Here is a 24865-nt window from a genome sequence, read left to right on the forward strand (position 1 = left end):
GAGACTACCGAGAGACTCGTTGGTAACGTTCTAAAATCTGCCACTCTCGGTCTGCATTCCCTTTCCGTAGCTTAGGGACAGACAGCTGAGCAATACGGCCGTATTGAGTATCGAGGACCCGTTGATAGTAGCCTGAACGTCGAGGTCGATCCCCTTGAACCTCTGATAGATAAGCTTGAACTTCTTCGTCTAGTGCTGACTCTACTGCGTTCTGGGTGACTCGGTTTGCTTCAAGGCGAAGGGTTGCTTCTAGGGCTTTGTTAATAGAGGCATAGGAACTTTGAGACTGAATACGGATAATCTGCTGCTCGCGTTGGGCAATGTTCATCAAGGAATGCTCTGAATTATCTATTACCAAAGCATTTCAGCTATCTCAGCTCATGGCGAATAAATCGGGACACTAACTAGAAGTCCGTTACAAAATGCCCAATCAGGATGGTGATCTCCCCCAGCTTTTGGAAGCTCACATTGAGACTGCTGGCCAGCAAATTAAGCGAGAGTTGTTTCGAGAATCCATCCAACGTACCGATCTTTACACCGACTTATGACCACTAGGGATACAGCCGTTGAATATGGTAGCGATCTCTGCACTAGATTTGACGAACCAGTCCGTCTTAACAATGGATCAGAGATTTCAGTGTCACTCAAAATCGGGGGAGTAATTAAATTACCCAGCCACATGCCTCAGCCAACAGTCAGGGGATGTTGGACCAAGCAGAGCAGATGTTACAAAAAGCTCAATGCTTAGGCTGCCACCGCTTCCGTCTGACCCCAGTTAATACTTAATTTCCTTAGAGGCTATTTGACCAAGCCAGATCTTAGGGCTCTGACCGCTGCCTCCGTCCGATCACTCGCGCAAAGCTTGCTTAAGATGTTCCGAACGTGAGTTTTCACCGTTCCCATACTCAAAAATAGTGACTCTGCGATCTCAGTATTGCTATGGCCACCTACAATTAGCTCTAGAACTTCTAACTCTCGTTCTGTTAAGGGAGAAGCTTGCAATAGCTGAGCTTGTTCAGGATCTATACCCTGAATGGTTACAGCTTCCCCCTCACCCACTCCACCTTTATCACTGGTAGCAGTTGCTGTATTTTCCAATTGACCTTTGCGAGCCTGTTCAAGCACAATACTTGCGATCGCAGGATCAATCCAAGAATGCCCTTCAGCTGTTGTATTCACAGCCTCAACCAATAGCTCAATATCAGTATCTTTGACACAGTAGGAATCCGCACCCGCCGCAAACGCTGCGAGGACTTCAACTTCCTGATGATGCATTGTCAAAATGAGAATTTTGGTTGCTGTGTCATTACTATCCGACTGCAGTTTTCTGAACTGTTGGACTAGCTCAATACCATCAAAATCAGGCAACCCAATATCGATTATCGCAACATCAGGCTGAAGGTCTTTCAGAAGCCCTAATCCATCATTACCTGTGGCTGCTTCTCCAACAACTTCAAAATTGTCTTGCTCCTCTAACGCCCCCAATAATCCCATGCGGGTAAGGGTATGGTCTTCAACAATTACGATGCGGATGATATTCATAGACCAATCATGTCTATAGGGCTTAGTCCAATAGGCTGACGCGGATACCGAAGGTTGTCGGATAAACTAGTGGAACTTCAATTTAGTATGCCACATCCCTTACAGAATAATGATTATAGGTTTCTGAGGTCCCTCTATGAATATCGACTACACTTTTCCAGTTGATCAACAAGACCAGATCTTAGTTGTTGATGATGCTTATGAAAACCTCTGCTTTATTCAAGCCGTTCTAGAGACGGAAGGGTACCAGGTCAGCTTAGCCGAGAATGGGAAAGTTGCTCTCGAACAAGTTCAAATATCAGTTCCACATTTAGTACTATCGGATGTGATGATGCCAGGTATGGATGGAATAGAGTTAACCCGGCACATTCGTAAGCAAAAAGAGTTGCCTTTCATCCCGATATTGCTGATTACGGCCCAAGAACAATCGGATGTAGTAGAGGGACTTGATGCTGGGGCCGATGATTTCATCAGAAAACCTGTTGAGGTTACGGAGTTGTTAGCTCGCGTCCGTTCTCTATTGCGCCTAAAGCATAGTATTGACGAACGGGAACAAATGACGGTCATGCGGGAAGAATTTGTCTATCGCCTCACCCATGATTTACGAATTCCTCTCGTTGCAGCAGATCGGATGTTTGTATTACTAGAGCGAGGTAAGTATGGGGCAATCCCTGATCAGTGCCAAACAGTGATCGCCACTATGAAAGATAGCAACCATGATCTGCTGCAAATGACCAATACATTACTTGAAATTTATAAATATGAAGCAGGTCAAAAAGCACTACCCTATACGACTTTCGATGTAAAACAACTAGCGGAGTCAGTGATTGAAGAACTCAGGCCGTTAGCTGAGGAGAAGGAACTTGAACTAACAATAGTAGTGAAGTCTAATTCCAATTCAATACATGATTTCCAACTGTCCGGTGCTCGGTTGGAGTTGAGAAGAGTCATTACGAATCTCGTGGGTAATGCGATTAAATTTACAGATAATGGTTCCATCCAGATTCAACTTGATAGGCAAAGTAATTATCTAACAATTAAGGTTGATGATACTGGGTGTGGAATTTCAGATGAGGAGCAGCCCATCGTGTTTGAGCGAGAATTCCAAGGCAATCACCGCTGCTCTGGTAATGGTTTAGGGCTGAACCTAGTCCGCCAAATCATCGAGGCCCACCAAGGTATGGTTGAAGTAAAGTCACAAGTAGGGAAAGGCAGTAGTTTTAAGGTCCGCATACCTACTTGATCAATCATCATCGTCATCTTCAGACTTGATAACATCGCCATCCAAAATCCCTTGAAGTCCAGTCAGGGGTGGACCCACTTCCACACCGTACCGCGTTATTTTCAGCTCTCTTAAAGTTTTCTCAAAATCGCTCAACCGCTTTTTGATCACACCGATGCTCTTTCGTAGCTCAACCTTGCCATCTTCATGGCGATCAATATATCTCAACAAAATTAGATTGTCAGCTAGATAAGTAAAACTATCATCCGTAGCCTTGTCATCTTCATCTAATAATGCTGTTTCATTGATAAGAATCACCGCAACCCCCATATTTGCCAGATACTTACATAACGCATGAAGGTGGGATAGAAAATCTTCTCCTTGCATGGAAAGGTTATAGCCAGAGATACTATCAAGCATGACAATACGGACATTATTTTCCTCAACCTCATGGCGAACAATACTAGAGAACTCGTCAGGGGTATATTGCAAGGGTTCGATTTTAACAATGGCTAATGAGCCTTGCTCTGTCATCACCCGTGCCGGAATTTTCAGATTCTCCGAACGTCGTAAGATGACTTCTACATCTTCTTCGAAGGTAAATACGACTGAACGCTCCATACGACTTGCCGCTTCCTTCATGAACTGAAGACCAATGGTGGTTTTGCCTACCCCACTCGCTCCTCTAAATAGCGTCACCATTCCTCTTTCAATGCCCCCTTTTAGCATTTTGTCGAGACTAGGGATGCCAGATGGTAATGGTTCAGGTTGAAAATTACGTTTGTAAGCTTCAGGTAATAATTTGGGAAAAACAATCATGCCTTGGGGACCTAATCGTAGAGAATGTTGTCCTGGCTGAAACCCTGAGTTACGGAACTTTGAAATACTCACGGTACGCCGTGTGGGCGTAAGTTCCAGATTAATCACCCCATCACTCATGAACTGTAGATCATAGTCGGGCTCTTCTGGACTGCTTTCCGATGTGAAAACAACCGTTGCACCTTGGCCAAGAATAAAGCGGATAAACGCCAATACCTGCTTGCGAAACTGAAATGCATCTGCAGTGATGTAGCGAAATTGCGTCATCGAATCTACAAAGATTCGATCCGGGTTTAGCTTAGTCACTTGATCCACGATTTTCTGAGTAATGGGATCTTTCTCTACCTCAGCAGGGCTAAAAAAATCGTAGGTTTGTGACTCAGTGAAAAAAGCTGAGTCAGGACTTAAATCAAGACAGTGCAGACAATCTAGATCTAACTCCATGTCAGATCCAGATTCTAGAATTTGGTTGCCTGGTTCACCAAAGCAGATGAGCAGGGACGATTTCCCCTTAGGCAATTGAGTAGTTAAGTAATGAAGCCCTAAGGTAGTTTTGCCTGTTCCTGGCCCTCCTCGTACTAAGTAAGCTCGATTAGCAATGAGTCCCCCTTGAAGGATTTCATCAAGGCCAGATATTCCTGTTGATATCCGAACTTTATTGGTCTTAGTCTTTTTAGGGTTTTTGCCCACATTACTAACCAAAATGTGTATTTGCGAGATGATGGCACTAGAGCAGTATAACGATTGAAAGACCCATGATCGCGTTTAGAACGTCTAGGACTCATACTCAATAAATAAATGGCTCGAATCTTATTATTATTTGCTAGATCTGCAAACAGTGCGTTTATCACAGGCAAGTTGTCTGAGTACCATGAGGTTATCTCTGAAGAATCTGAGCAAAAAAACTCGACCCAGGAATTACTTCAAACACCATTTGATTTATGTATTATTGATGGTCAAATGCTTGAACAGCTTTGGCAGTCCATCACAGATTGCAGGTCAGCCCAAAAACCTGTCCTTTTACCCGTGCTGTTGATAGTAGGCCAAGGAAAAATGAGCACGATTAAACCCCAGTATTGGCAGGTGATTGAAGAAATTATCACTGCTCCTATTGAGATGGCTGAATTGCAAGCTAGGGTAGAGGTGCTTTTACGGACTCGCCAGATCTCTTTAGAGCTACAACAGGCTAATTCTAAATTACAGCAGGCGAATGAAGATTTACAAGAAATGAATCGGCTCAAGTCTCAGTTTGTTTCTATGGTTTCTCATGAATTTCGTAATCCCTTAGGAGCTATTTCTGGATATATCCAGCTATTGGAAGGTCGGGGTAACACTCTCTCAACAGAGAAGAAGCAAGATTTCTTCCAACATATACGAGACTCTCTTAAGCGTCTAACTTCACTAGTGGATGATGTGTTAGTGATGGGGCGAGTTGGAGTAGGTAAGCTCACCTTTGAACCCGAGGCTCTGGACTTAGAGGAATTCTGCCGTCGCTTGATTGAAGAAGTGAGATATAGCTCGACTCAGCCTTGCCGCTTACAGTTTGAGGTGAAAAATGCCTGCTATCCAGCACAACCTCTTTTTGTGGATCAAAAATTATTACGCTACATTCTCGGGAACTTGCTGGCGAATGCAATTAAATACTCTCCTGATGGTGGGGAAGTCCAGTTAGGACTTGCCTACATTGAAAACCAAATTGAATTTCAAATCCAGGATTCTGGAATCGGGATTCCCTCGGACGATCAAGAACATTTATTTGAACCATTTTATCGAGCAGCAAATGTTGGACGATTGCCGGGGAGCGGACTAGGACTTGCAATTGTCCAACAATGTGTGGAACTTCACAACGGACACATCGAAGTTAGCAGTTCAGTGGATCAAGGGACGAATGTGACTGTTCGACTACCCATGCGGACTAGTCCAAATGGATGAGTTGAACCTAATCATTTTAGACATGCGGTGGATCTCATCTCACAGAATTTGGAATTAAATAGAGTAATTGCGTGAATACAACACCATAAAAATCACCTACTCTATTTCTATTTCAGTCTATAGAGAGAAAACCTTCATGACCAATACCATCAAGCGTCTCAGACCGCATCAATCTCCTTCTAGACAACAAAAAGTTGTTACGGATAATGTTCGTCTTTATTTGCGTGATATAGGGCGGGTTCCTCTACTCACTCCTGCCCAAGAGTTGCAATTGAGTAAGCAAGTCCAGGCCATGGTGACGTTACAAGTTTTCAAAGAACAGTTGATTCAGCGAGATGGGGGTGAGCTTTCTCTGCAAGCTTGGGCTGAGGAAGCTCAGTGTGTGGTAGCTTCTCTATTGGAACAACTTGAACAGGGCCAAAAGGCTAAACAAAGAATGATTGCAGCCAACTTACGCCTGGTGGTTGTCATAGCTAAAAAATACAAAGATCGTAATTTGGAGTTTCTCGATCTCATACAAGAGGGTACTTTGGGGCTGGCAAAAGCTGTTGAAAAGTTTGATCCTCAGCGGGGGTATCGTTTCTCTACCTATGCCTACTGGTGGATTAGGCAAGGGATTACTCGTGCGATAGCAGAACAAGGTCGTACTGTCCGACTCCCCGTCCACTGTACTGAAAGGCTCAATAAGATCAAGCGTGCTCAGCGAGAACTTTCACAATCTTTAGGACGAAGCCCAACAATGTCAGAAATTGGGAAAGAGTTATCTATTTCTCCCGAGCAGGTTATAGAGTCCCTACGTCTTGCTCAACATACGCTTTCTCTCGATCACAAAGTGGGTGATGATCAGGAACAGACAGTGGGTGATTTTATAGAATCTGAGGAACCATTACCTGAGCAATTTGTAACACAGAAATTGTTTCATCAATCAATCAATCAATTATTAGATTCACTCCCAAACCAACAGCGTGAGGTGGTAATCCTTCGATATGGATTGATTGATGGGCAGGGACATACACTCGCAGCCATCAGTCGTCAGATGGGTGTTAGTCGAGAGCGAGTACGCCAGATACAGAAGCAAGCGATTAAAAATTTACAGAAGCATAAAGAGAGTATGCAAGACTTTCTCGCTGGCTGAGTAGCAAAAAATCAAGGATCTTGACTCAGTAGCCTCCAATAGCCAATCTGAGTTGAAACTTGGTGAGAATCTGACTCTTTAGGAAAGACTTTCTATGTATTTGTTACTTGTAGAGTCTGCAGATCAAACCCTACGCAGTCCTATAGCTACGTTTGTCCTACTGCTAGGAATTGTCTTAATTACGCCACCTATTTTTGAACGATTGAAACTCCCTGGTTTAGTAGGGTTACTCTTTGCCGGGATAATTTTTGGTGGAAGTGGTCTGGGTTGGTTGCGGTCTGATACTGAAACTATGAAGTTGCTGTCAGAAATCGGCAAAATCTATCTCATGTTCGTCGCTGGCCTAGAGATTGATTTGGCTCAGTTTCATAAGACCCGTAATCGTTCTCTTAGTTTTGGATTTCTGACCTTTGCAATCCCAATGATAGGTGGTATTGCAGTGGGTCTACTGTTTCAACTTGGCTGGCTAGCAGCCGTTCTGATTGGGTCGCTTTTGGCATCACATACTCTGCTGGCATATCCCATTATTCAGAAATTTGGGGTAGTCGGAGATGAAGCTATCACAATAACTGTGGGGGCTACTATTTTTACGGATATTGGGTCGCTTTTGGTACTAGCGATTTGCCTAGGCATCAACCAGGGAAACTTTACAGCGATAAAACTGTTAACCCTCTTAGGAGCGTTGACGTTATATATAGCAGTCGCCACTCTAATTAGGACGCTAGGTACAACACATGTTCCATTGCTTCTCTAAGTGAACCGAAGTGCTCTAATTGGTGTCTAATTCGACTTTTAATCCAAGCCCACGACCGTTCAATCTTATTCAAATCAGGAGAATAGGGTGGCAAGTACCACACTTCACATCCTGCGGCTTCTACCAGTTGCTCAATTCGCCCTCCCTTATGGAAGGTGGCATTATCAATGACTAACTTCTGCCCCGGTTTGAGCATCGGTATCAAACAAGTCTCAAGCCAAATTTCAAATACGGTGCGATTGCAAGCCCCTTCAATCGTGAACGGGGCCATGAGCTGCTTTCCTCTCAAAGCTGCAATCATATTGACTCGTCCACTTCTGCTACCAGACTTTAAAGCATAGACCCGCTCACCTTTGGGACCATAGCCATAGTCATACTCATCTCGATTGTCCATCCCTGACTCGTCAGCATAGACGATATCGTCTGGGTCTACTGTTGTTAACTTTTGGACGAACTCAGCCCGTTTGTGCTCATCGCGTTGGCGGTAGCCATAGGTCTTTTTTTTCGGGTAAATCCAATATTCTTCAGCGCTCTTGAAATAGTACGCTCACTGATTTTCCCCTCCCACAACTCGGCCATCTGAGCTTGGGTTTTATAGCGATGTTCTTGAGCAAAAGCTCGAAACTTGTCCCAGTCTGTGATTTTGTGGCTATGGCCAAGGTGTTGTCTAGGGATGGGATGAAGATCACCTGTTTCTGCTTTGAGACGTTGCCATAGATTAATGGTGTTACGACTGATATGAAAGGTGTCACTCGCTTCTGAGGGAGGCATGCCATCAAGTTCAATAGCATCGATCACTTTGCAACGTAAATCGTAGCTGTAGATTTTAGGCATCCATTGAAAGACATAACAGTATCTCTAGTTTATTATGTCCTGAATAAAATGGCGCTTGCTATACCTTTGCAATTCTAGTGGGACTCAAACGATTTGGGAGATTCTTTTTTTATAAGACAGGTAAGGATGAAGGTAATCAGTTCTTATTTGTCATGCTCTCGGTCTTTTTGAGTGCTGTAGTAGCCCAATTGATTGGAGTAGAAAATATTATTGGGGCCTTTCTAGCTGGGCTAGCCATTAACAGCATCATTGGAGATGGCCCCGTTAAAGAAAAAACAGAATTTTTGGGTAGTGTCCTCTTTATTCCCATGTTTTTCATCAACATGGGGTTATTGTTAGACCTGAAAGCCTTCAGCAGTATTTTTGCCTCGATACAGTTGCCGTTGGTAGTTGTAAGCACTTTGCTCACGACTAAAATGTTGGCATCCCTCTGTACCAAATATCTTTTTAGTTATAGCTGGCCTCAGTTTTGGGCCATGTGGTCACTGTCCATTCCTCAAGTGGCTGCAACTTTGGCTGCAGCGTTGGTGAGCTACGAAGCCAATATCATCAATATTCAGGTGTTTAACAGCGTCATTCTCATGATGCTGCTCACGTCGATCTTAGGACCGCTGGTGACTTCTCGGTTTGCTCGCCAGTTAGCAGTACAAAAGACCTTTGACCCGAACCTTTCCTTTGATTGGTTGCCACTTCCCAGCAATAGTCCCGAACTCTTCTCAGTTGTGGTTCCTGTATACAACCCAAAAACTGAACAATTTTTAATTGAGTTGGCAGCATTGATCTCCTGCTATGAAAATGGCCGAATCATTCCCTTAGCCATCGCATTAGCACAACCTCAGATGAATGCGCCTCAGCTAGAGAAGGCTTTGTCATACTGTCAGCATCGACTAACTGCCGCTGTAAGTTTCAATAAATCCATTGGGGCACATATGCAGCCCAAACTTCGCATTGACGGCAATGTTGCCCAAGCGATTAGCCATGTGGGTCGGGAAGAAAATGCCAATTTAATTGTCTTAGGCATGGGCAAACGGACTCGATTAAATGATCGCTGGTTCAATAGCATCCAATATGCAGTCATGTGTGCTGCTCATTGCCCAGTCGTAGTTGCTCAGCTGCTAGTCTCACCCTTGTATCTGCAAAATATTTTGGTGCCCATCAAGGATCCAAACCCTGTCATTCTTAGAACTCTGCGGTTTGCGCAGATATTGGCATCGGCAAACCAAGGCCAAATTACACTGTTGCATATTTGTAGCCCTCGATCCCCGGAAAAGGAACGCGCCCGGATCAAAATGCAGATGGAGAGGCTTATTGATCAATTGCCAGCAGTAGAATGTAGGATAAAAACTTTACTACTGGAAGCTGAATTACCCATATCAGCTATTGCTCAGATATCGAAAGATTATGACCTTGTGATATTGAGATTGCTATATCGTCGTTTAGGGAATGGTCTAAATCTTGGGACCCATACAACTCCTCTTCTAGAGCGACTCAAGGTGTCAACAATCCTAGTGAGCGAACCAAATAAAATTTTTCATGATCGCTTAGCAACAAGTAATCCCACCCAAGAACTATCGGCAAGTTGTCAATAACAAATGACTATGGAATCTGTTAATTCTTTTGCCGATGGTTTAGCAGTTTTAGTATTGCTTCTGAATACGATACTAATTAGCTTATGCCAGCTATTGGCCCTGTTTGTAGTTTTTGTGGGAATTTGCAAGGGCTTATTCATATTCTTAAAGAATTCACTCCTTCAACCTCATACTCCGATCGCATTTCAGAGAAGTCGCCTCGAAATGGGATACGCTTTTTCTTTGGGACTTAGTTTCTTGATCGGGGCTACAATCCTCAACACTATGTTCTCCAAACAGTTGGAAGATATTGGACGGTTAATTCTGATTATTGGTTTGAGGACCTTGCTCAATCTATTACTTGAGCGTGCTATTAACCACATTCCTCAAGCGAAGAAAGAGGGTAACTATGACACTATTGGAGCAAATATTAACAACTATTCTTCTCAGCAGCCGATTGTTCAGTTAGATCAATAAAGCCTTGTGGGAGGGAGTGCCAAAATGAGAATAGTAGTTAGCCCATGTCTAAACCACCACATCATCATTTAGCCAGTCTTTGGGGCCGGAAGTTTCATACTCAGATCAATAGTCTGATTATGACCCTAGGAACGGTGGGGCTTGGAGTTTGTGTGCTGGTTCTGGTTTGGGACAGCAAAGCTCTCCAATGAAGTCCTAGAGCGGGAAGCCTTTGCATTTGATAAAGTCGCACTGCTCTGAATCCACCAGTTTGCTAATCTCACACTGGATTCTGTGATGTTGGCAATTACTCGGTTAGAAGATCCAAGTATTGTCGTTTCTCTCGTAGTCATCAGTTTTATCCTTTTTGAGTGGCGATGCTATCGACAAGAAGCCTATATCCTTGCTGTAAACTGCTTCGGTGGTGCTGTTTTGGCGACTGGACTGAAGCTAGTATTCAACAAAACCCGTCCCCAGCTATGGCCACAATTGATTACTGAGACCACCTTTAGCTATCCCAGTGGCCATGCACTAGGGTCGATAGTTTTCTATGGCTTTCTAGCTTACTTGTTAGCCAGCCTTCATTCGAGAAGGAGGAGAACTGTGACCATCTATGGGCTAGCTAGCCTCTTAATTAGTGCGATTGGATTCAGTCGGCTCTACTTAGGTGTCCATTGGCCCACGGATATTACCGGTGGCTATGGGATTGGATTTCTTTGGCTTAGTGTTTGTATTACGATACTGAAATTGCAGAAACTTCAATATCAAAAAACTTAGAGCATGGCAACATGAACGATACCGTCTCCTTGATTGACTAAAGGATTTTTTGTAAAACCAATAACTATCCCATCACAGGGAGACTGAACCCTTTTATTGGTATCACCTAATGCATCGGCAATGTAGCCAATTTTTTGGCGCTTGTTAACTGTTTGTCCCAATTCTATTTGCAAATGTAGAATGCCGCTTTGAGAGGCTCTGACCCATTTTGTCTCTCTGGACTCTTTTGGTGGTGTTTTGCCCTGATCTGATTTGAAGTCAGAGTCCATCATTTTCAATGCAGTCATCACCTGTAATACTCCTTCAACACCGACCTTGATAGCCTCTTGGTCAAATCGAAGGGCTTCTCCTGACTCATATAGCAAAACGGAAATACCTTGCTTTGCAGCAGCTTGCCGTAAAGACCCATCCCGAGTGTTGGCGTGGATGATGGCAGGTGCACCAAAAGCCTGAGCACATCGATAAGTTTCTGAATCATCTAGATTGGCCCGAATTTGGGGCAAATTAACCCGATGATTGGATGCAGTATGAAGATCAATGCCATGGCTACAATGGCTTACTATTTCTTTCATAAATAGGTGGGCTATCCGGCCAGCTAATGATCCTTTAGCAGAGCCTGGAAATGACCGATTGAGATCCCGGCGATCGGGAAGGTACCGGGATTGCTCAATAAAGCCAAATATATTGACAATGGGGACAGCTAACAAGGCTCCCTGTAACTTGTTAGGCTTAACCTGCTCCAAGACTTGGCGAATAATTTCCACGCCATTCAGTTCATCCCCATGAATTGCTGCACTGAGCCATAGGTGTGGACCATCACTATGACCATTGATCGCATGAACGGGTAAGGACAACATGGTCTGAGTGGGAAGGCGAGCGATTGGCAACTCGATGCGTTGCTCAGTGCCAGGGGCCACTGTAATACCACCGACGGTGATGGGGGTCATATAGTTTTATTTTTGTACTATTTGTGAAGGTTAATATTTAATGCGATCGCGGGTCTTACCTGGTCCCGCATTCTTTTCTAAAAATTCGATGACCTTACCTGCAACATCGATCTCTGTTGCCGTTTCAATTCCTTCTAAACCAGGAGAAGAATTAACTTCCATGATGACTGGGCCGTGATTGGAACGCAGTAAATCAACCCCAGCAACCCGCAAACCCATTGCTTTTGAAGCACGAATTGCAGTGCTTCGTTCTTCTGGTGTTAGCTTGATTTGAGTAGCACTACCGCCTCGATGGATATTGGAGCGGAACTCACCAGGAGCACCTTGCCGTTTCATAGCAGCGATGATCCGATCTCCCACGACAAAACACCGTATGTCCATACCCCCCGCTTCTTTGATAAATTCCTGTACCAAGATATTGGCATCCAGACCCCGAAACGCTTCAATGACAGACTTTGCCGCTTGATGTGTCTCTGTCAAAACCACTCCAATTCCCTGAGTACCTTCTAGTAGCTTGATTACTAATGGAGCCCCACCGACACTTTCAATCAATCCGTCAATATCTTTTGAGGAATTGGCAAATCCTGTCACTGGTAGACCAATCCCTTTTTGTGACAAAATTTGCAGACAGCGAAGTTTATCTCTAGATCGCGAGATTGCCTGGGATTCATTGGCCGAGAAAACCCCCATAACTTCAAATTGTCTGACTACAGCCGTACCGTAAAAAGTTTTAGAAGCCCCAATTCGAGGAATAATCGCATCGTAGCCTTCCAGCGAATCTCCTTGATAGAGAACCTTGGGCTTATGGGCCGTGATATTCATGTAGCATCGCAAATAATTGATGACATGTATTTCATGCCCTCTCTCTTCACCCGCTTCTAAGAGTCGCCGAGTTGAATAGAGAGATTGCTGCTGGGAGAGGATGGCGATTTTCATAGTTATTCCGATTACATTAATTTTGAGGATCTGAATTGTGGATATAGGATTGACCTACATCAATGACAAAGCGCTGACGAACAGCCTGCCGTCCCAACAACATCCGAAATCCCATAGAACTGCGATCAGTCAGGGTCACCTCTATCTTCCAGGAGTAATTGGAGAGGGCGATCTCCGTGAGGATGACGGGACGCATTTCAGTATGTCCTCCTGAATCTCGAACTTGTTTGACTTCTAACAGCTCGGCAATAGCTGTAACAATCGTAGTTTTATCCTTTTGAATAGGATGAGTTTTGAACCGAAGCATTGATTTGCCATTGTCTTGGAATCGCTCTATGTCAAATGCATGTAGCGCGGAAGAACGAGCCCCTGTATCAATTTTGGCTTTAACTTGGGGGATTTCTAGTTCTGGAAATGATACCCACTCGCGCCAGCCAATGATAGGCAATATCACTTGAGACGAAGAAGCTGTCATCAAATATTCTCCGAGATTATTAAATCGTTTGTGATGGCCTTGATAAGGATTTTTTACCCTCAATAGTTAGCTGTTAGTGTTGTGGTGAGATAGCGCTGATCAATATGAGTTATTCAGAGCAGCCCAGTCTTTAGTTGAATGAAATTGAATTAACTGAAGAAACAGTGCATATTTTCTACTGAAAATAAACGATTCATCTTTTGTGATGAGTAATAAAAGTGTTGAGTTATCGTTGCATTCGAGCCTCCTTACCTTCGTACATAGTTACTCGTCCGTCAACATCTCAAGGGACTAGTCCTCATGGATGAAGTAAATCCATATTTTTAGACATGCGGTCGATTTCAAGGGGGAGGATTCAGAATTAAATAAGGTTATTGCGTTATTACAAACTCATGTTGAAGCGCTCTCAATCCTCCGAATCTTCCACTTCCATTTCCACTGCGGCTGCAGGCTTGCTGAATCGAGCTAACCCAGTGGAGCAAAAGTCTGTAGATGAAATTTCACTGTTACTAGAACAGCTTGTGCGGCATGAATCGACCACAATCAAGTTGATCTTGGATCGGCTGTATGACATCGGGTCCATCAACCTAATCAATCAAAAAGTGACTGTAAGATCGCTCAATCGAATTAGCAGAGCGGTTGCAACCCAGTCTAAGCCCTTATTTAGATTTGTCGGTCTCCGCTGGTTCCAGCATAATTGTCCACAATTAATTACAGATTGGCTGCATGAACAGGTCATGTTCCAGTCTCCAACCCAGACAACTGGCCAACCAACTTTAGAGGGTGCAGTCGTCCCTCCAGCTAGTCTTATACCCGATCACTGCTCAATAGAAGTCCAAAAACTTAGATCGCAATTGCGGTGGCGAACAGGCTTGCTCTGTGGAGCATTGGGTATCACAGGAAGCCTCTTGGTCGCTAGTCATACTGTTCTATCTAGCAACTCTCCATCTTTCTCACCCACCGTATCACCTATTACAGCTCAGAAATTCAACAGTGTTGAGTAATGTTCGACTGTTGATCCAGTCTAACTTGGCATCATAACTGTCCTATTTAACCAGTGAATAACTATGCGCCTCTCTACCTATCCCCTTATCCAGTTCAGTCAACTCATTGATTGTCCAGTATGGGATTGTCATACGGGGCAACTCTTGGGCACAGTGCATCAAATCTGGGTGGATAAGCAATTGCACCAAGTCTTAGGATTAACGTATAAAACGTTATTGAATGCAGATGAGCAAAGATCTCTGCCTTGGGAACAGGTGGTAGCGGTAAGTCCTGAAGGGGCTTGGTTAGATGTTGCCGAAAGTACAGCACTAATTTTCCAGCCCAAATCATCTATTCATTATCAATTAGGCAATGAAGTATGGACTCATTCAGGTAACTGGCTAGGTAACCTTATCGACTATTACTTTGAAGCTAATACAGGTGAAATCCTTCAGTATCAGTTCGTAGTCCCAGAACACCAGAGGTATTTCCCTGAATTGTTGGACTTCTCCGCAGCTGAACTGATCTATAAGGGGGATAGATTCTTAATAGAACTAACCGTTGATTCACAAAGACCCAAGCAAGACTGTCTTCCCCCAACTGTCGGCCTTGCGACTTCACCCGTTGAATCAAACATGAATCTTTTTTTGCACAATCTTCATCTGGATTTAAATTTTGATGCTAATAAATTCAACCGTGCTGACATATCTCTACGACCTAAAACCACAAATCTGATTGCAAGCTGATTTATTACTCATCTTCAGTATGGAGAATTAACACCATGACTAATTATTCGGAATCACAAGCGCCTCAACCTAGCAATACCCCACAAGGGAATCCTAACCTCCTGACTTCTGAATCCCTTGCTCAAATTTCTCAGGATTTGAAACGGAGTGTACAAAATGATCTGACGGGAGTTCAAATCGAGACAGAGCGGTTACGAAGTCGGTCAAATTTTATCATCGGCATGCTGATTGCCTTCGTCATGATCTTAGGAGGCGTATCAGTCTGGTTAGCCATTCGTGTGCTGTCTTTTGAACAGGAACCCCAAACATCCAATATCAATGCAGACCTGTCTGAAACTGTTCTTGAGTCCAAAATTGAAGCTCTGGAGCAGGACGTTAAGTCCTTGAAGAAATTTGATCCATCAGCCTTGACAGAAGAAGTTCAGAATAACCAAGAACAGCTTCAAAAAGTGGTTCAACAAGTCAAGCGTTTGTCCACGGATATTCAGTCTCTCAATGGTTCTAATGGCAGTTCAGACATTCGGAGCCGTCAATCCAACCCAGCACCTGAGGTTCAGTCGCAACCATCTTCTTCTGAACCTCAACCTTCCGCTCAACCGAGGGTATCACCCTAGTTAGAGGCAGTGACTCTCAGCTCAGCTATTTTGATTTTCGGTCTTTCGCGAACTGGAGTCTAGAAAGGTTAAACGCTTTGTCCTAAGAAATCCTGATAGCTGCTAGCTCAAAGGTGCAATAAATAATATTCAAAGGTTCAATTATGTATACGCGGAACCAAGCCCATCCAGAAAATAAAGATGATGCAATGGCTTGTGATTTAAAACCCCGCCCCCTTGACCATACTCAGGATATGGACCTAAGTGGTGTGGATTTTAGAGGCGCTGATTTGCGAGGAGTAAAGTTTGCAGGTAAGCGACTCATCAAAACCCTATTTTGTCAGGCCGATTTACGAGGAGTGGACCTGAGCGAGGCTAATCTGACTGAGGCCAATCTAACGGGTGCTCAGATGGAGAAAGCTGACCTTAATAATGCCCATCTCACTGGGGCTAATTTGACTGATGCCATCTTAACCCAAGCGAATCTCATTGAGGCTCAGCTTCATAATGCCATCTTAATCAGGGCGAGTTTAGTTTCTGTTGCGTTAGATCGGGCAGACTTAACGAGAGCGAATCTTCGAGAAGCAAATCTGCAAAAGGCGGTCTTGAATGGTGCCAATTTATCGAATGCCATTCTATATAGAGCCAAACTCCACCACACTCATTTGGTCGATGTAACTTTGACAGGAACAGACCTGAGTGAGGCACAACTGATCCATACGGATATTTCTGGCAGTAATCTAAATTTAGCAATTTTGGATGGGGCTGAACTCAAAGATCTTATGCCAATGGAGAAATAATAGGTGGGATTATTGAGAGTTTTCTCACCCGATATTGGGATAGATTTGGGAACAGTTAATACGTTGGTGTATGCCAAGGGAAAGGGTATTATCATCCGTCAACCCACGGTTATTGCTAGGGATACAGAAAATCAGTCCATCTTAGCTTGCGGTCATCAAGCCCAACGCCTAGAGGGAAGGGAGCCAACCAATATTATGGTCAGCTACCCACTGCGCGAAGGCGTCATTACGGACGTAGACATCGCCTTTCAGTTATTACAACGGGTTCTAAATCAGGGATTAGGAAGGAAACCCTTTTTCCCTCCCCAATTGACTCTGGCGATTCCTAACGGAGCCACAAATGTAGAGCGACGGGCACTTCAAGATATTGCTGGACTAGCTGGTGCAAAAGACATTTCTATTATTGATGAAGCGATCGCTGCAGCCATCGGTGCAGATCTGCCCATCGATAAGCCTCTTGGGAATATGATTGTTGATATCGGTGGCGGTACAACTGAAGTGGCGGTTATCAGTTTATGTGGGGTGGTGAGTAGCCAATCCATCCGAGTCGCTGGTACTCATATGGATGATGCGATCCGCCAATCCCTTAAACGTAATTATGATCTATTAGTAGGATTACAAACGGCTCAAGCGATTAAGCATAAGCTAGGATCTTCCCTCATCCATCCACATTGGGATATAGAGGAGATGGAAGTAGGAGGCCGTAGCTCTCAATCTGGCTTGCCTAAACAACTGACTTTGAAGGGGGCAGAGGTACGTGACATCCTGCAAAAGGAAGTTGCATTGATTGTGAATACCGTTCAGCAAACCTTAGAAAAGTTGTCACCAGAACTAGTCTCAGATATTTATACCAATGGACTAATGCTATGTGGTGGTGGAGCTTTGTTGAGAGGACTTGATCGATTAATCAGCCAGGAAACTGGTGTTTTTGTGCATGTAGCTCTCAAACCTCTTGACTGTGTGGCTTTAGGAATTGGAAAGATTCTCGAAGATCGCCAAAAATGGGACAGAGTATTTATGACATCTAACTGATTGTGATCAGTTAGATGTCCATTTCGATGACCAAGCGGATTTTGAAATTCATATTCTCATTGTTGAACGGTTTTAGCCCAACGAAATCTAAACCGTTTTCTAATACATCGCTTTACCCTAACACCCTGTACCAAACCGCCCTAGCAAGCCATTGCTAGGGTTTTCCCTCACAAATCAGCCCTTAAAGTAGTCATTTGGACGAGGCCATAAGGATGATAAAAGCTCAGAATTGGTGCAAGATTAGCTTCAGTCCTTCCGTAGTCAGAAGTAATAATCATCCCATCGGATGATGCCATATCGTCCCATTGGACAAGTTGAGGACATTTAGATACGTCCATACAGTTGATTTCATTTGACGATAAATGAACAACAATCGTAGGTAGATAACATGCCGAATATAGGCGCTCTATAGCAAGGAAATCCATTCTCACCTCTCTTCATTGACCTAATAGAACTAAATTGCAAGGAGTTTTTATGAAAAATTATCTTCAATCTTTACTTCCTTTGGGATTAGCTAGTGCTACCGTAATGGGTGTTCCACTCCTAGCAACTGAATCCCAAGCGGCTGAGAGCATTTTTGTCCGCTATCAAGATACTGAAGTCAATGTAACCCGACAGGAGCTGGATAACTTTACTAATACTGGAGAACTGCCATCTTCATTGCAAACCCTGCTTAATACAGATGCTGAGCTACCAAAAGTAGTCCGGGCCATCCTCTCGGATCAGCTGACAGTTCCAAAATTCATGAAGAACTTTATTGAAGGCTCAAATGGTGAATTCCTGCTCTTTAAGCTTGACCAGGTTATTTCTAGCACGGATGGTAAAACTGAGCGAGGTCTGAATTCTATCAAAACAGCGGTGCTTAACTCAATAGAGGATGATCGTATTTCTTTCTTAGAAATTATCAACAAACATCCCCAAAACACCATTCGCCTAGACATAACAAATCTTGAAGGCACTTACAACGATGTAAGTGGATTTGTGGAGCGAATTCTGCCTGCTTTAGAAGTTGCGAAAGGCGTATTGTCAGACTTCATTTGTGATTGCAATACAACTCAGGCATCTCCGAATGAGACAAAAGCTCAAACGGTTTCTAGCCATCAACATCATTCACAGAAAGGATTAGAGGATTGCGAAGATGTAGTAGTCCCTACTACATCTTCTGAACCAACTTCCTCTGATACAGCCCAGCTAAAAGAAGATGCATCTACAGTCAAGCCATTAGACACAGCCACAGGACCAGCTACTCAACCCATGGCTACTTCTGCCAAAGTCCAATAGCAGTTATGGGTGGTGTTTCAGTATTGGGTGGTTCGTTTTCTGGGCTGCCCTCCACAATCGCTCTTTATTAATGCTGACATGATTATTCAAAGTATATTGGAGTCAATCTATGGCCATATTTCCCTCGTGGTTGTCAAAGATGGGTCATTGGGATGTCGTTAAAGGGTTATCTTTAGCCACTGTTACCGTGGCCTCAACAACTAGTCTGTTATTGTCCAGTTCTTCTGCTAATGCTGCAGAGAAGGTGGTGTTTACCTACAAGCAGTTTGGTCAATCCTTGACTGTAGATGAGTTGGAAACTTTTGCTCAAACGGGTAAAGCATCTTCTAAGTTAAAGTTCTTTTTGAATGTGTCAGGGCAAGATCCTGAAGCGGCCCGTCAGTTTATGACCAAGGAGGTAAAAGTAAAGCTGCAGACTGCAGATCGCCTACTTCATATCCTCCCTGGTGAATATGCCTTATTTCAGGCAGGGCAAATATTTCAGACCCCTAGCAAAAAAGCTAATCTACAAGCATTTCGCTCAGCCGTCATCCTTTCTCTCAGTGATGACAACCGCATATCCTTTTTGGAATTTTTACAGCGATATCCCACGCAAGAATTTGTTGTAGATGGCTTTAAACTTGCAAAAGTGGCTGGAACGATTGATGGCCTCATAGGTAGTGGTGAAGAGGCAGTAGAGGGAACAGGTCCCTTAGCTGTAGCCAAAGATGTTCTGAGTAGTTTCATTTGTGACTGTTCACAATAGTCATAGATGTGCCAGGCGGATGTGATGAGTTAAGCAGGAAAACCAATAGGACTAGTCCAATAGGAGGATGGGGATGTAAAAATCTTCATCCTCTTTGCTGATGGCGGGTTTACGCTTTCCTGATTGAATAGAGATATGGATTAAACAACCTTTCGGGTTGCCAGATTAAAGCTTTGCCTTTGAATTCTATGGCTTCCAGACCTTCAACGTTCTGATCAACCCCAATAATGCCGTTGCTCAAGCGGTATTGCAGCACATGATCGAGAGCGGTGATTTCTTCTTCTTCTCTATTGATGAACAGATGGGGATTGCCACGGCCTTTCGTAGTGAGATTGGCAATGACACCTTGCAAAACCTGACGGAGAACTGGGAGCGGCTTCAGCATTCCAGTACGACGGAAGACCAATACCATCAGGTGATGTTGAAGTTGTGAATTCCGGAAACTCTGACTGGCAGATCGAGGATCTTTTCCGGAAAGTTTGACCACTAAATTTATTGATCGCTTAGCTTGTCATTATCTGTCAATTTTCTGATTTAGTATCACCCCCTTTTGTGGCCGTAGGGCGCTCAGAAATAGCTGGCAGATCCAAATCAATTTTTCGACCTTTCAATCGATAGGACGCTCCAGTCAGCTTCATGTACTCGCCATGGTGAAGGGTCCGGTCAATAATGGCCCGAGCCAGCTCTTCATCATGCAAAACCCTCCCCCAATGCTTGAGGGGTTTGTTAGTGGTAAACAGAATGGGCTTGCCTTTGAGATAGCGTTGGTCCACGACTTGAAACAGAACATCAGCTGCTCCAGATCCATAGCCGAGATAGCCCATCTCATCAATCACCAGTACATGGGGTTGCAGATAAGGCTTAAGAGCCAGGTTGAGATCATGGGCAACTCTTAAGTCATTAATCAGTGCAGTTGCCGTTGTAAAACGGGCTGAAAAGCCATTCTGAATTGACTTGTAGGCAATACTAATACACAGGTGTGTCTTCCCCGTTCCTGGGGGACCTTCAAGGATCAATGAACGATGTTCACTGACTAATTCAGGACCTAGAAACCGTCCAAGCATTTGCAGTTTGAGATCGCTTTTGAAAGTGAAATCAAAGGTTTCAATGGTCGCCTGAAACGGGAACTTGGCTTTGGCAACCTGATTGGCAATCCGATTTTCTGCCCGTTGAGCAATCTCTTCAGAGACTAGCCGCTCAAGGAACTGGGTATAAGACCAAGCTTCTTTCTCCGCAATGGACGTCAGGTCTGGTAAGACTCGTTGGACCGTACTCAAGCCCAATCGCTTCAACATAATGTCTAATGTCATTTAGCAGTGCCCCCCTTCTGAAGAGTTCTGGAGAAGATGAGAGTCGGCACAAGCGTGGGGATGTTCTACAAACTCCAAGAGATATTCACTGCCAATACAACGGGCTTCTACTGCCAGTTCAATCGCTGCCAACAATTCAGTCCGCCCCACTTTCTCATACAGCTGATAGGTCAAGTCCACATCCTCTGCCCAAGCTTGGGGACGGCGATGCACCAACTCTGTCAGATAAGGCTCCACTAATGGATCTAAATCCAACAAGATTTGACGTTGGGCATAGGGCTTTTTGTGGGGGGAGGTGAAAAACTCTTGAGCATGTTCACTCAAGACACTGGACTTTCCATTTTCCGGAAATCTCGGATGGACTCCCAAACAGCGATCACCTTGATAGATGCTCACTTGTTCTTGCTGTAGGTGTAGAGTCACGGTTTGACCCACCGCATGGCCAGGGACGGAGTACTCTATCCCTCGATAGTGAACCCGTGCCGTGGGCCGGACGACGACACTGACTTTGAAGGCATAGGTTTGAGCCTGATGATTCAACGGTTGCAGTGGCTCACGCTTGAGCAGCACAGCGGGGATCTCACCGGTGGCATCACAAGGTCGTTGCTCATTGACGTGATGCATCCACGTTTGCAGCTGTTGATGAACATCCTCCATGTCCTTAAAAGTTCGACCACAGAAGAAGTTACCTTTGACAAACCCCACCAGATTCTCGACGGACCCTTTCTCTTGTGGACGGTAAGGCCAGCAGGCCAGGGGGATTAATCCGCAATCGACCACGAACTGGCCAAAGCGTTCTGTCCAATGGACTTTGACACTGCCATCTTCTTTCGTCTCTCGGGATTTGACCGCACTACTCATATTGTCAAATACCCCCATCATCGGCACCCCGCCAAAATGCTCAAAGGCTTTGAGTAAGCTGCGAACTACCGTTTCTTGTTGTTCGTTATCGACGATCTGAATATCCACAAAGCGAGAGTATTTGAGCCGAGAGGCAAAGAAGCGAACCAATCTGCGAGTCCCATCTGCAAAGGTGACCCAACGCTGACCAAAGTCATGCTGGGAAAACTCTCCAGGTAATCCCTCAAACCGAAGGATAGGCTTTGGAGGCTCCTTCGGTCTGATGCGCCTGACTAATTCATAGACAGCCGATTTACCACCGGTATACCCTTGTTGTCTGAGTCGAGCCAGAATCTCTTGGCCTTTAATCAGTCCATCTTCAGGCGCACGAGGTTCTTGAAGCCATTCCAAGATTTGTGCCTCATATTGGCTAACGGGACTCGGTCTACCCATGTTTCTAGATTTCCGGAAAGCCTCCTCATTAATGTCGGTGATCTCGGGTTCTTTCTCAATCCGTTGAATACTTTTTTCACTAATGCCCGTGAGTTCTCGAACTTCCTTTTGGGAGACTTTTTTCTTTCTAAGTTTTTGCACCACGTAACGCTCCAATTGCTTATACATCTGGACCTGCCACTGATTTAGATGACTATTTTCATCTTGCTCAGATAGCGGCAATGTTGGAGACAAACTTTCCGGAATTGGTGCAGTCAGAGTTTCCGGAATTCACAGAAGTTCGCTGCAAACCCACATCCACCAAGGATTCTCCTCAAATGGGTGTGCCGGGATAATATCGAGTATTTGGATCTGACTAAGGATCGGATGGATTTGTCGCCTGCATAGTTACTTGCTTCGTTCCTGTGTCAGTCTGCTCTGCATTAAACTCTACTGTCTCGGTGCCTTCAAGTATTGGGCAATCTAGAGATGAACCCTATGCTTGGTATTGAGGAACATTTTGAATGGGTAGATTAATGGGCTTGGCTCTGCTGGCAATAGGCTTCTATTTCATGGGCCAGAACATTTACTTCACTACCAATGTTCATCCTTATTGGTGGCGAGGTATTTCAGCAGATGCTTCTGTACTTTTCCTAACAGGTGGAGTTATCTCACTCTTTTTCTTACCCAGACGAGAGAAATTTTTAGGGTGGGTGCTCATGGGAATTGGAGTTTTGCTGATCTTCTTCAGTAGCCATGCCGTCCTCAATCCCACTAGCCTTTGGCAATTCTGTCTATCTTTCGGGTGTTTTGTGAGCGGGTTTCAACTATTTAGCACAGGTCAATTAAATATTTAGACACTGAGCAAGATGGTATGAATGAAGGTTACTGCCCAGGCTGAAGCATTGGTAGCACAGGAGTTCCAACAAAAATACTTCTAAGTGAATCAAGTACAGGGATATCTTGCTTTCTCAAAGTCGAAATATAACCGCGAATACGGCAGAACTGCTGGGCACCCGCCAACGAGCGGAAGCAGCCTGAGATCTTCTGCTTCAATTTCATCATGCGAATATCCCGTTCAGTCTGATTGTTATCAAAGGGAACCTGGAAATCATACATAAAGGCCAGGACAGCAGATTGGTACTTCTCAAATCGGTCGAGAAGGTTTTTCGGTGTACTTTGTTTTTTCTTGCCTCGTTTCTTAGGTGCGTTTTCATCAACTGGCAGGATTGGATTACTCTTGAATCCATCGGCTAATACTTTTCGGTAACGCTGCTCAAACATCTCGATTTGTTCTGTGCTGAGAGCTTTTAAGCCTTCAGCATGAGCACTCTCTACCTGAGTTTTGATGTCCACCAACAATGTCATCATCTCTTCAGCCCAAGGTTGCTGATAGTGCTCAACGATAAAGCGTAACTCCCGCAAATGATGAGCATTGCAGAGACCATGAGCACAATCATAGGTGGCGTAACTCTGCCAACCATCATGAATGCTGGTGCCCGTAAAGTTCGGCAGAATATCCATTTCGTCCATCGCTGCTTTTCCGCGTTTGGCATGAACAAAGTAGTAGGTCAACCCACTCGTACAGGCGACATGTAGCCACCATAGCTTGCTGTTCACCCGCAGGCCTGCCTCGTCAAAATGCCCTATTGCTGCTTGCTCAATTCCGTCTTTGATCTGTACCTCAATCGGTTCTAATTTCTGAGCACAGGTTGTACGGGCATTGCAGAGGGTTCCTTCAGAAACCTGGCAGCCAAAAACTTCTTTCAACAGCTCACTCGTTCGTTCAAACGGCAACAGTTGAGCGTCCATCAAGTACACCATCAAGCCTTTAAGGCTGCTGCCATACTGAACTACATTGGTGACATCTGCAGGGAATACACCCCGACTCAAGGTTTGACAGTGCTCACAATATTTGACTTCTGCTTGATGCTCAATCACCTGTAATGACAAGGGGGGTAACTCATGAACCTGCCTAAGGTCATATTGTTGTGGTGCTACTTCTGTTAAAGAGGTACCACATTCTTGACACTGAGTCACCGGATGTAAAACTACGGCATCGACGGTCTCACGCCACTCCAATGTGCGACCAGGATGACCTTTTTGCCCACCACTTTTGCGTTTACTCTTACCCCGTAGACTTTTTGTCCGCTTCCCAAAGCCATCGCCTGAGGGGGGTTTACTACTGTTACGACTATCCTTGTCAAGACGTTCTTCTAGTCGCTCTATCCGCTCGATAAGACGGGTGACTAGCTCAACAACCGCATCCTCACCTTGATGGTAGATTGCTCGAATATCAGATTCACTAATTTTTTGATCAGAGACTTTCTTGTTCAACGGAAGATCACGGATTGATTGCTGTTGTGCTTAAAACATAGATCCAGAGAGAGTTATAACTTCATTCTCAACACAATGATTTAAGCCTGGGCAGTAACGAATGAAGATAACATTAGTCTGCCATTCCTGGATCACACTGGACTCTTACCTCAGTTTCTCCGTACCATCCCTGATAATCCTTCGATTCATCCGCAGATCATCTGGTGTCTCAACGTAAACCTTGAAGTCCAGATACTCCAGGATTTCGGGTAGGGTCAGCACAAATAGACCTTCGGAAAAAGCTAAAAAGCTTGCCAAGCAAAGCATTTCCTGAGAAGAAAAATATTTTTGAAGAACATTCAATATCTTGACAAATCTGATAATAACGT

Annotated in this window: 28 protein-coding genes and 1 pseudogene; 17 read left to right on the plus strand and 12 right to left on the minus strand. The window is 44.4% G+C overall.

Features of this window, described 5'->3' with window-relative positions:
• Window positions 1–4: 4 nt before the first annotated feature.
• Window positions 5–328 carry a transposase gene (locus tag HRE53_RS34650; protein WP_255801504.1) on the minus strand — a complete coding sequence of 108 codons (324 nt, stop codon included), beginning with the start codon at window positions 326–328 and terminating at the stop codon, window positions 5–7.
• A 94-nt stretch (window positions 329–422) separates the two neighbouring features.
• On the opposite strand from HRE53_RS34650, the gene HRE53_RS34655 reads away from it, so the two are divergent.
• Window positions 423–548 (plus strand): hypothetical protein, encoded by a 126-nt coding sequence (locus HRE53_RS34655; RefSeq protein ID WP_255801505.1) that lies wholly within the window; start codon window positions 423–425, stop codon window positions 546–548.
• 250 nt (window positions 549–798) lie between these two features.
• Here HRE53_RS34655 and HRE53_RS27670 read toward each other — a convergent pair whose 3' ends face one another.
• A complete protein-coding gene (locus HRE53_RS27670; protein WP_212661565.1) occupies window positions 799–1542 on the minus strand; it encodes a response regulator transcription factor in 744 nt (247 codons plus the stop codon).
• A gap of 136 nt (window positions 1543–1678) precedes the next feature.
• Between HRE53_RS27670 and HRE53_RS27675 the strand changes: the two genes are divergently transcribed.
• The gene (locus HRE53_RS27675) at window positions 1679–2785 is read left to right on the plus strand and encodes a cell wall metabolism sensor histidine kinase WalK (protein WP_212661564.1); all 1107 of its coding nucleotides are present in this window, start codon (window positions 1679–1681) and stop codon (window positions 2783–2785) included.
• Here HRE53_RS27675 and HRE53_RS27680 read toward each other — a convergent pair whose 3' ends face one another.
• Complete coding sequence (locus HRE53_RS27680) at window positions 2786–4273, minus strand: ATPase domain-containing protein (RefSeq protein ID WP_212661630.1); 1488 nt, start codon at window positions 4271–4273, stop codon at window positions 2786–2788.
• Window positions 4274–4381: 108 nt separating this feature from the next.
• Here HRE53_RS27680 and HRE53_RS27685 point away from each other — a divergent pair, with 108 nt between their 5' ends.
• From HRE53_RS27685 to HRE53_RS27695, 3 genes and pseudogenes are all read left to right on the plus strand, one after another.
• Entirely contained in the window at window positions 4382–5515 is a 1134-nt protein-coding gene (locus HRE53_RS27685) for a HAMP domain-containing sensor histidine kinase (protein ID WP_212661563.1), read from the plus strand.
• Window positions 5516–5651: 136 nt separating this feature from the next.
• Window positions 5652–6650, plus strand: coding sequence for an RNA polymerase sigma factor, RpoD/SigA family (locus HRE53_RS27690; RefSeq protein ID WP_212661562.1), 999 nt, complete (start codon window positions 5652–5654; stop codon window positions 6648–6650).
• A 94-nt stretch (window positions 6651–6744) separates the two neighbouring features.
• Window positions 6745–7353, plus strand: a pseudogene (locus HRE53_RS27695) (cation:proton antiporter); the annotation flags it as partial.
• 10 nt (window positions 7354–7363) lie between these two features.
• Here HRE53_RS27695 and HRE53_RS27700 read toward each other — a convergent pair.
• Window positions 7364–8238 (minus strand): IS630 family transposase gene (locus HRE53_RS27700; RefSeq protein ID WP_235108531.1). Its coding sequence is split into 2 segments (ribosomal slippage): window positions 7364–7906 and window positions 7909–8238, totalling 873 coding nucleotides; the frame shifts between segments, so codons are not numbered across the junction.
• Window positions 8239–8315: 77 nt separating this feature from the next.
• Here HRE53_RS27700 and HRE53_RS27705 point away from each other — a divergent pair.
• The 4 genes from HRE53_RS27705 to HRE53_RS27715 all read left to right on the plus strand — a co-directional run bounded on the left by HRE53_RS27705 (window position 8316) and on the right by HRE53_RS27715 (window position 11039).
• A complete protein-coding gene (locus tag HRE53_RS27705) occupies window positions 8316–9827 on the plus strand; it encodes a cation:proton antiporter (protein ID WP_235111380.1) in 1512 nt (503 codons plus the stop codon).
• 9 nt (window positions 9828–9836) lie between these two features.
• Complete coding sequence (locus tag HRE53_RS27710) at window positions 9837–10283, plus strand: DUF1622 domain-containing protein (protein ID WP_212661559.1); 447 nt, start codon at window positions 9837–9839, stop codon at window positions 10281–10283.
• 44 nt (window positions 10284–10327) lie between these two features.
• Window positions 10328–10474 carry a hypothetical protein gene (locus HRE53_RS35025; protein WP_315876716.1) on the plus strand — a complete coding sequence of 49 codons (147 nt, stop codon included), beginning with the start codon at window positions 10328–10330 and terminating at the stop codon, window positions 10472–10474.
• Between the two features lie 85 nt (window positions 10475–10559).
• Window positions 10560–11039 carry a phosphatase PAP2 family protein gene (locus tag HRE53_RS27715; protein WP_212661555.1) on the plus strand — a complete coding sequence of 160 codons (480 nt, stop codon included), beginning with the start codon at window positions 10560–10562 and terminating at the stop codon, window positions 11037–11039.
• Here HRE53_RS27715 and HRE53_RS27720 read toward each other — a convergent pair.
• The 3 genes from HRE53_RS27720 to HRE53_RS27730 are packed head-to-tail and all read right to left on the minus strand — an operon-like array spanning window position 11036 to window position 13397.
• Complete coding sequence (locus HRE53_RS27720) at window positions 11036–11986, minus strand: succinylglutamate desuccinylase/aspartoacylase family protein (protein ID WP_212661554.1); 951 nt, start codon at window positions 11984–11986, stop codon at window positions 11036–11038. The genes HRE53_RS27715 and HRE53_RS27720 overlap by 4 nt on opposite strands.
• A 30-nt stretch (window positions 11987–12016) precedes the next feature.
• Window positions 12017–12922 (minus strand): 30S ribosomal protein S6--L-glutamate ligase, encoded by a 906-nt coding sequence (rimK, locus tag HRE53_RS27725; protein ID WP_235111381.1) that lies wholly within the window; start codon window positions 12920–12922, stop codon window positions 12017–12019.
• Window positions 12923–12938: 16 nt separating this feature from the next.
• Window positions 12939–13397, minus strand: coding sequence for an ATP-dependent zinc protease (locus HRE53_RS27730; protein WP_212661553.1), 459 nt, complete (start codon window positions 13395–13397; stop codon window positions 12939–12941).
• A 392-nt stretch (window positions 13398–13789) separates the two neighbouring features.
• Between HRE53_RS27730 and HRE53_RS27735 the strand changes: the two genes are divergently transcribed.
• The 7 genes from HRE53_RS27735 to HRE53_RS27765 all read left to right on the plus strand — a co-directional run bounded on the left by HRE53_RS27735 (window position 13790) and on the right by HRE53_RS27765 (window position 19578).
• Window positions 13790–14401, plus strand: a complete 612-nt coding sequence (locus HRE53_RS27735) for a hypothetical protein (protein WP_212661552.1) — start codon at window positions 13790–13792, stop codon at window positions 14399–14401.
• Between the two features lie 63 nt (window positions 14402–14464).
• Complete coding sequence (locus HRE53_RS27740) at window positions 14465–15127, plus strand: PRC-barrel domain-containing protein (RefSeq protein WP_212661551.1); 663 nt, start codon at window positions 14465–14467, stop codon at window positions 15125–15127.
• A 35-nt stretch (window positions 15128–15162) separates the two neighbouring features.
• Entirely contained in the window at window positions 15163–15741 is a 579-nt protein-coding gene (locus tag HRE53_RS27745; protein WP_235111382.1) for a hypothetical protein, read from the plus strand.
• A 143-nt stretch (window positions 15742–15884) separates the two neighbouring features.
• Window positions 15885–16520 carry a pentapeptide repeat-containing protein gene (locus HRE53_RS27750; RefSeq protein WP_212661549.1) on the plus strand — a complete coding sequence of 212 codons (636 nt, stop codon included), beginning with the start codon at window positions 15885–15887 and terminating at the stop codon, window positions 16518–16520.
• Between the two features lie 3 nt (window positions 16521–16523).
• Window positions 16524–17552, plus strand: coding sequence for a rod shape-determining protein (locus HRE53_RS27755; RefSeq protein ID WP_235111383.1), 1029 nt, complete (start codon window positions 16524–16526; stop codon window positions 17550–17552).
• Between the two features lie 474 nt (window positions 17553–18026).
• Window positions 18027–18833, plus strand: coding sequence for an alpha/beta hydrolase (locus HRE53_RS27760; RefSeq protein WP_235111384.1), 807 nt, complete (start codon window positions 18027–18029; stop codon window positions 18831–18833).
• 109 nt (window positions 18834–18942) lie between these two features.
• Window positions 18943–19578 carry an alpha/beta hydrolase gene (locus HRE53_RS27765; protein ID WP_212661547.1) on the plus strand — a complete coding sequence of 212 codons (636 nt, stop codon included), beginning with the start codon at window positions 18943–18945 and terminating at the stop codon, window positions 19576–19578.
• A 109-nt stretch (window positions 19579–19687) separates the two neighbouring features.
• Here HRE53_RS27765 and HRE53_RS27770 read toward each other — a convergent pair whose 3' ends face one another.
• From HRE53_RS27770 to istA, 3 genes are read right to left on the minus strand one after another with little or no spacing between them, the layout of a single operon-like run.
• Window positions 19688–20065, minus strand: a complete 378-nt coding sequence (locus tag HRE53_RS27770) for a hypothetical protein (protein ID WP_235111385.1) — start codon at window positions 20063–20065, stop codon at window positions 19688–19690.
• Window positions 20066–20099: 34 nt separating this feature from the next.
• The gene (gene istB, locus HRE53_RS27775) at window positions 20100–20888 is read right to left on the minus strand and encodes an IS21-like element helper ATPase IstB (RefSeq protein WP_235111387.1); all 789 of its coding nucleotides are present in this window, start codon (window positions 20886–20888) and stop codon (window positions 20100–20102) included.
• Window positions 20889–22415, minus strand: a complete 1527-nt coding sequence (gene istA, locus HRE53_RS27780; RefSeq protein WP_235111388.1) for an IS21 family transposase — start codon at window positions 22413–22415, stop codon at window positions 20889–20891. It abuts the gene before it with no gap.
• 269 nt (window positions 22416–22684) lie between these two features.
• Between istA and HRE53_RS27785 the strand changes: the two genes are divergently transcribed.
• Window positions 22685–23017 (plus strand): hypothetical protein, encoded by a 333-nt coding sequence (locus tag HRE53_RS27785; protein WP_212661546.1) that lies wholly within the window; start codon window positions 22685–22687, stop codon window positions 23015–23017.
• 28 nt (window positions 23018–23045) lie between these two features.
• Here the strand turns inward: HRE53_RS27785 and tnpC are convergent, their stop codons facing one another.
• Together tnpC and HRE53_RS27795 are read right to left on the minus strand one after the other, a co-directional pair.
• On the minus strand, window positions 23046–24497 hold the full coding sequence (gene tnpC, locus HRE53_RS27790) for an IS66 family transposase (protein ID WP_396133477.1): 1452 nt from the start codon (window positions 24495–24497) through the stop codon (window positions 23046–23048).
• 144 nt (window positions 24498–24641) lie between these two features.
• The gene (locus HRE53_RS27795) at window positions 24642–24803 is read right to left on the minus strand and encodes a hypothetical protein (RefSeq protein WP_212661626.1); all 162 of its coding nucleotides are present in this window, start codon (window positions 24801–24803) and stop codon (window positions 24642–24644) included.
• Window positions 24804–24865 lie beyond the last annotated feature (62 nt).

Origin of the sequence: Acaryochloris sp. 'Moss Beach' (genome assembly GCF_021497025.1) — a bacterium.
In the GTDB taxonomy this organism is placed as follows: domain Bacteria; phylum Cyanobacteriota; class Cyanobacteriia; order Thermosynechococcales; family Thermosynechococcaceae; genus Acaryochloris; species Acaryochloris marina_A.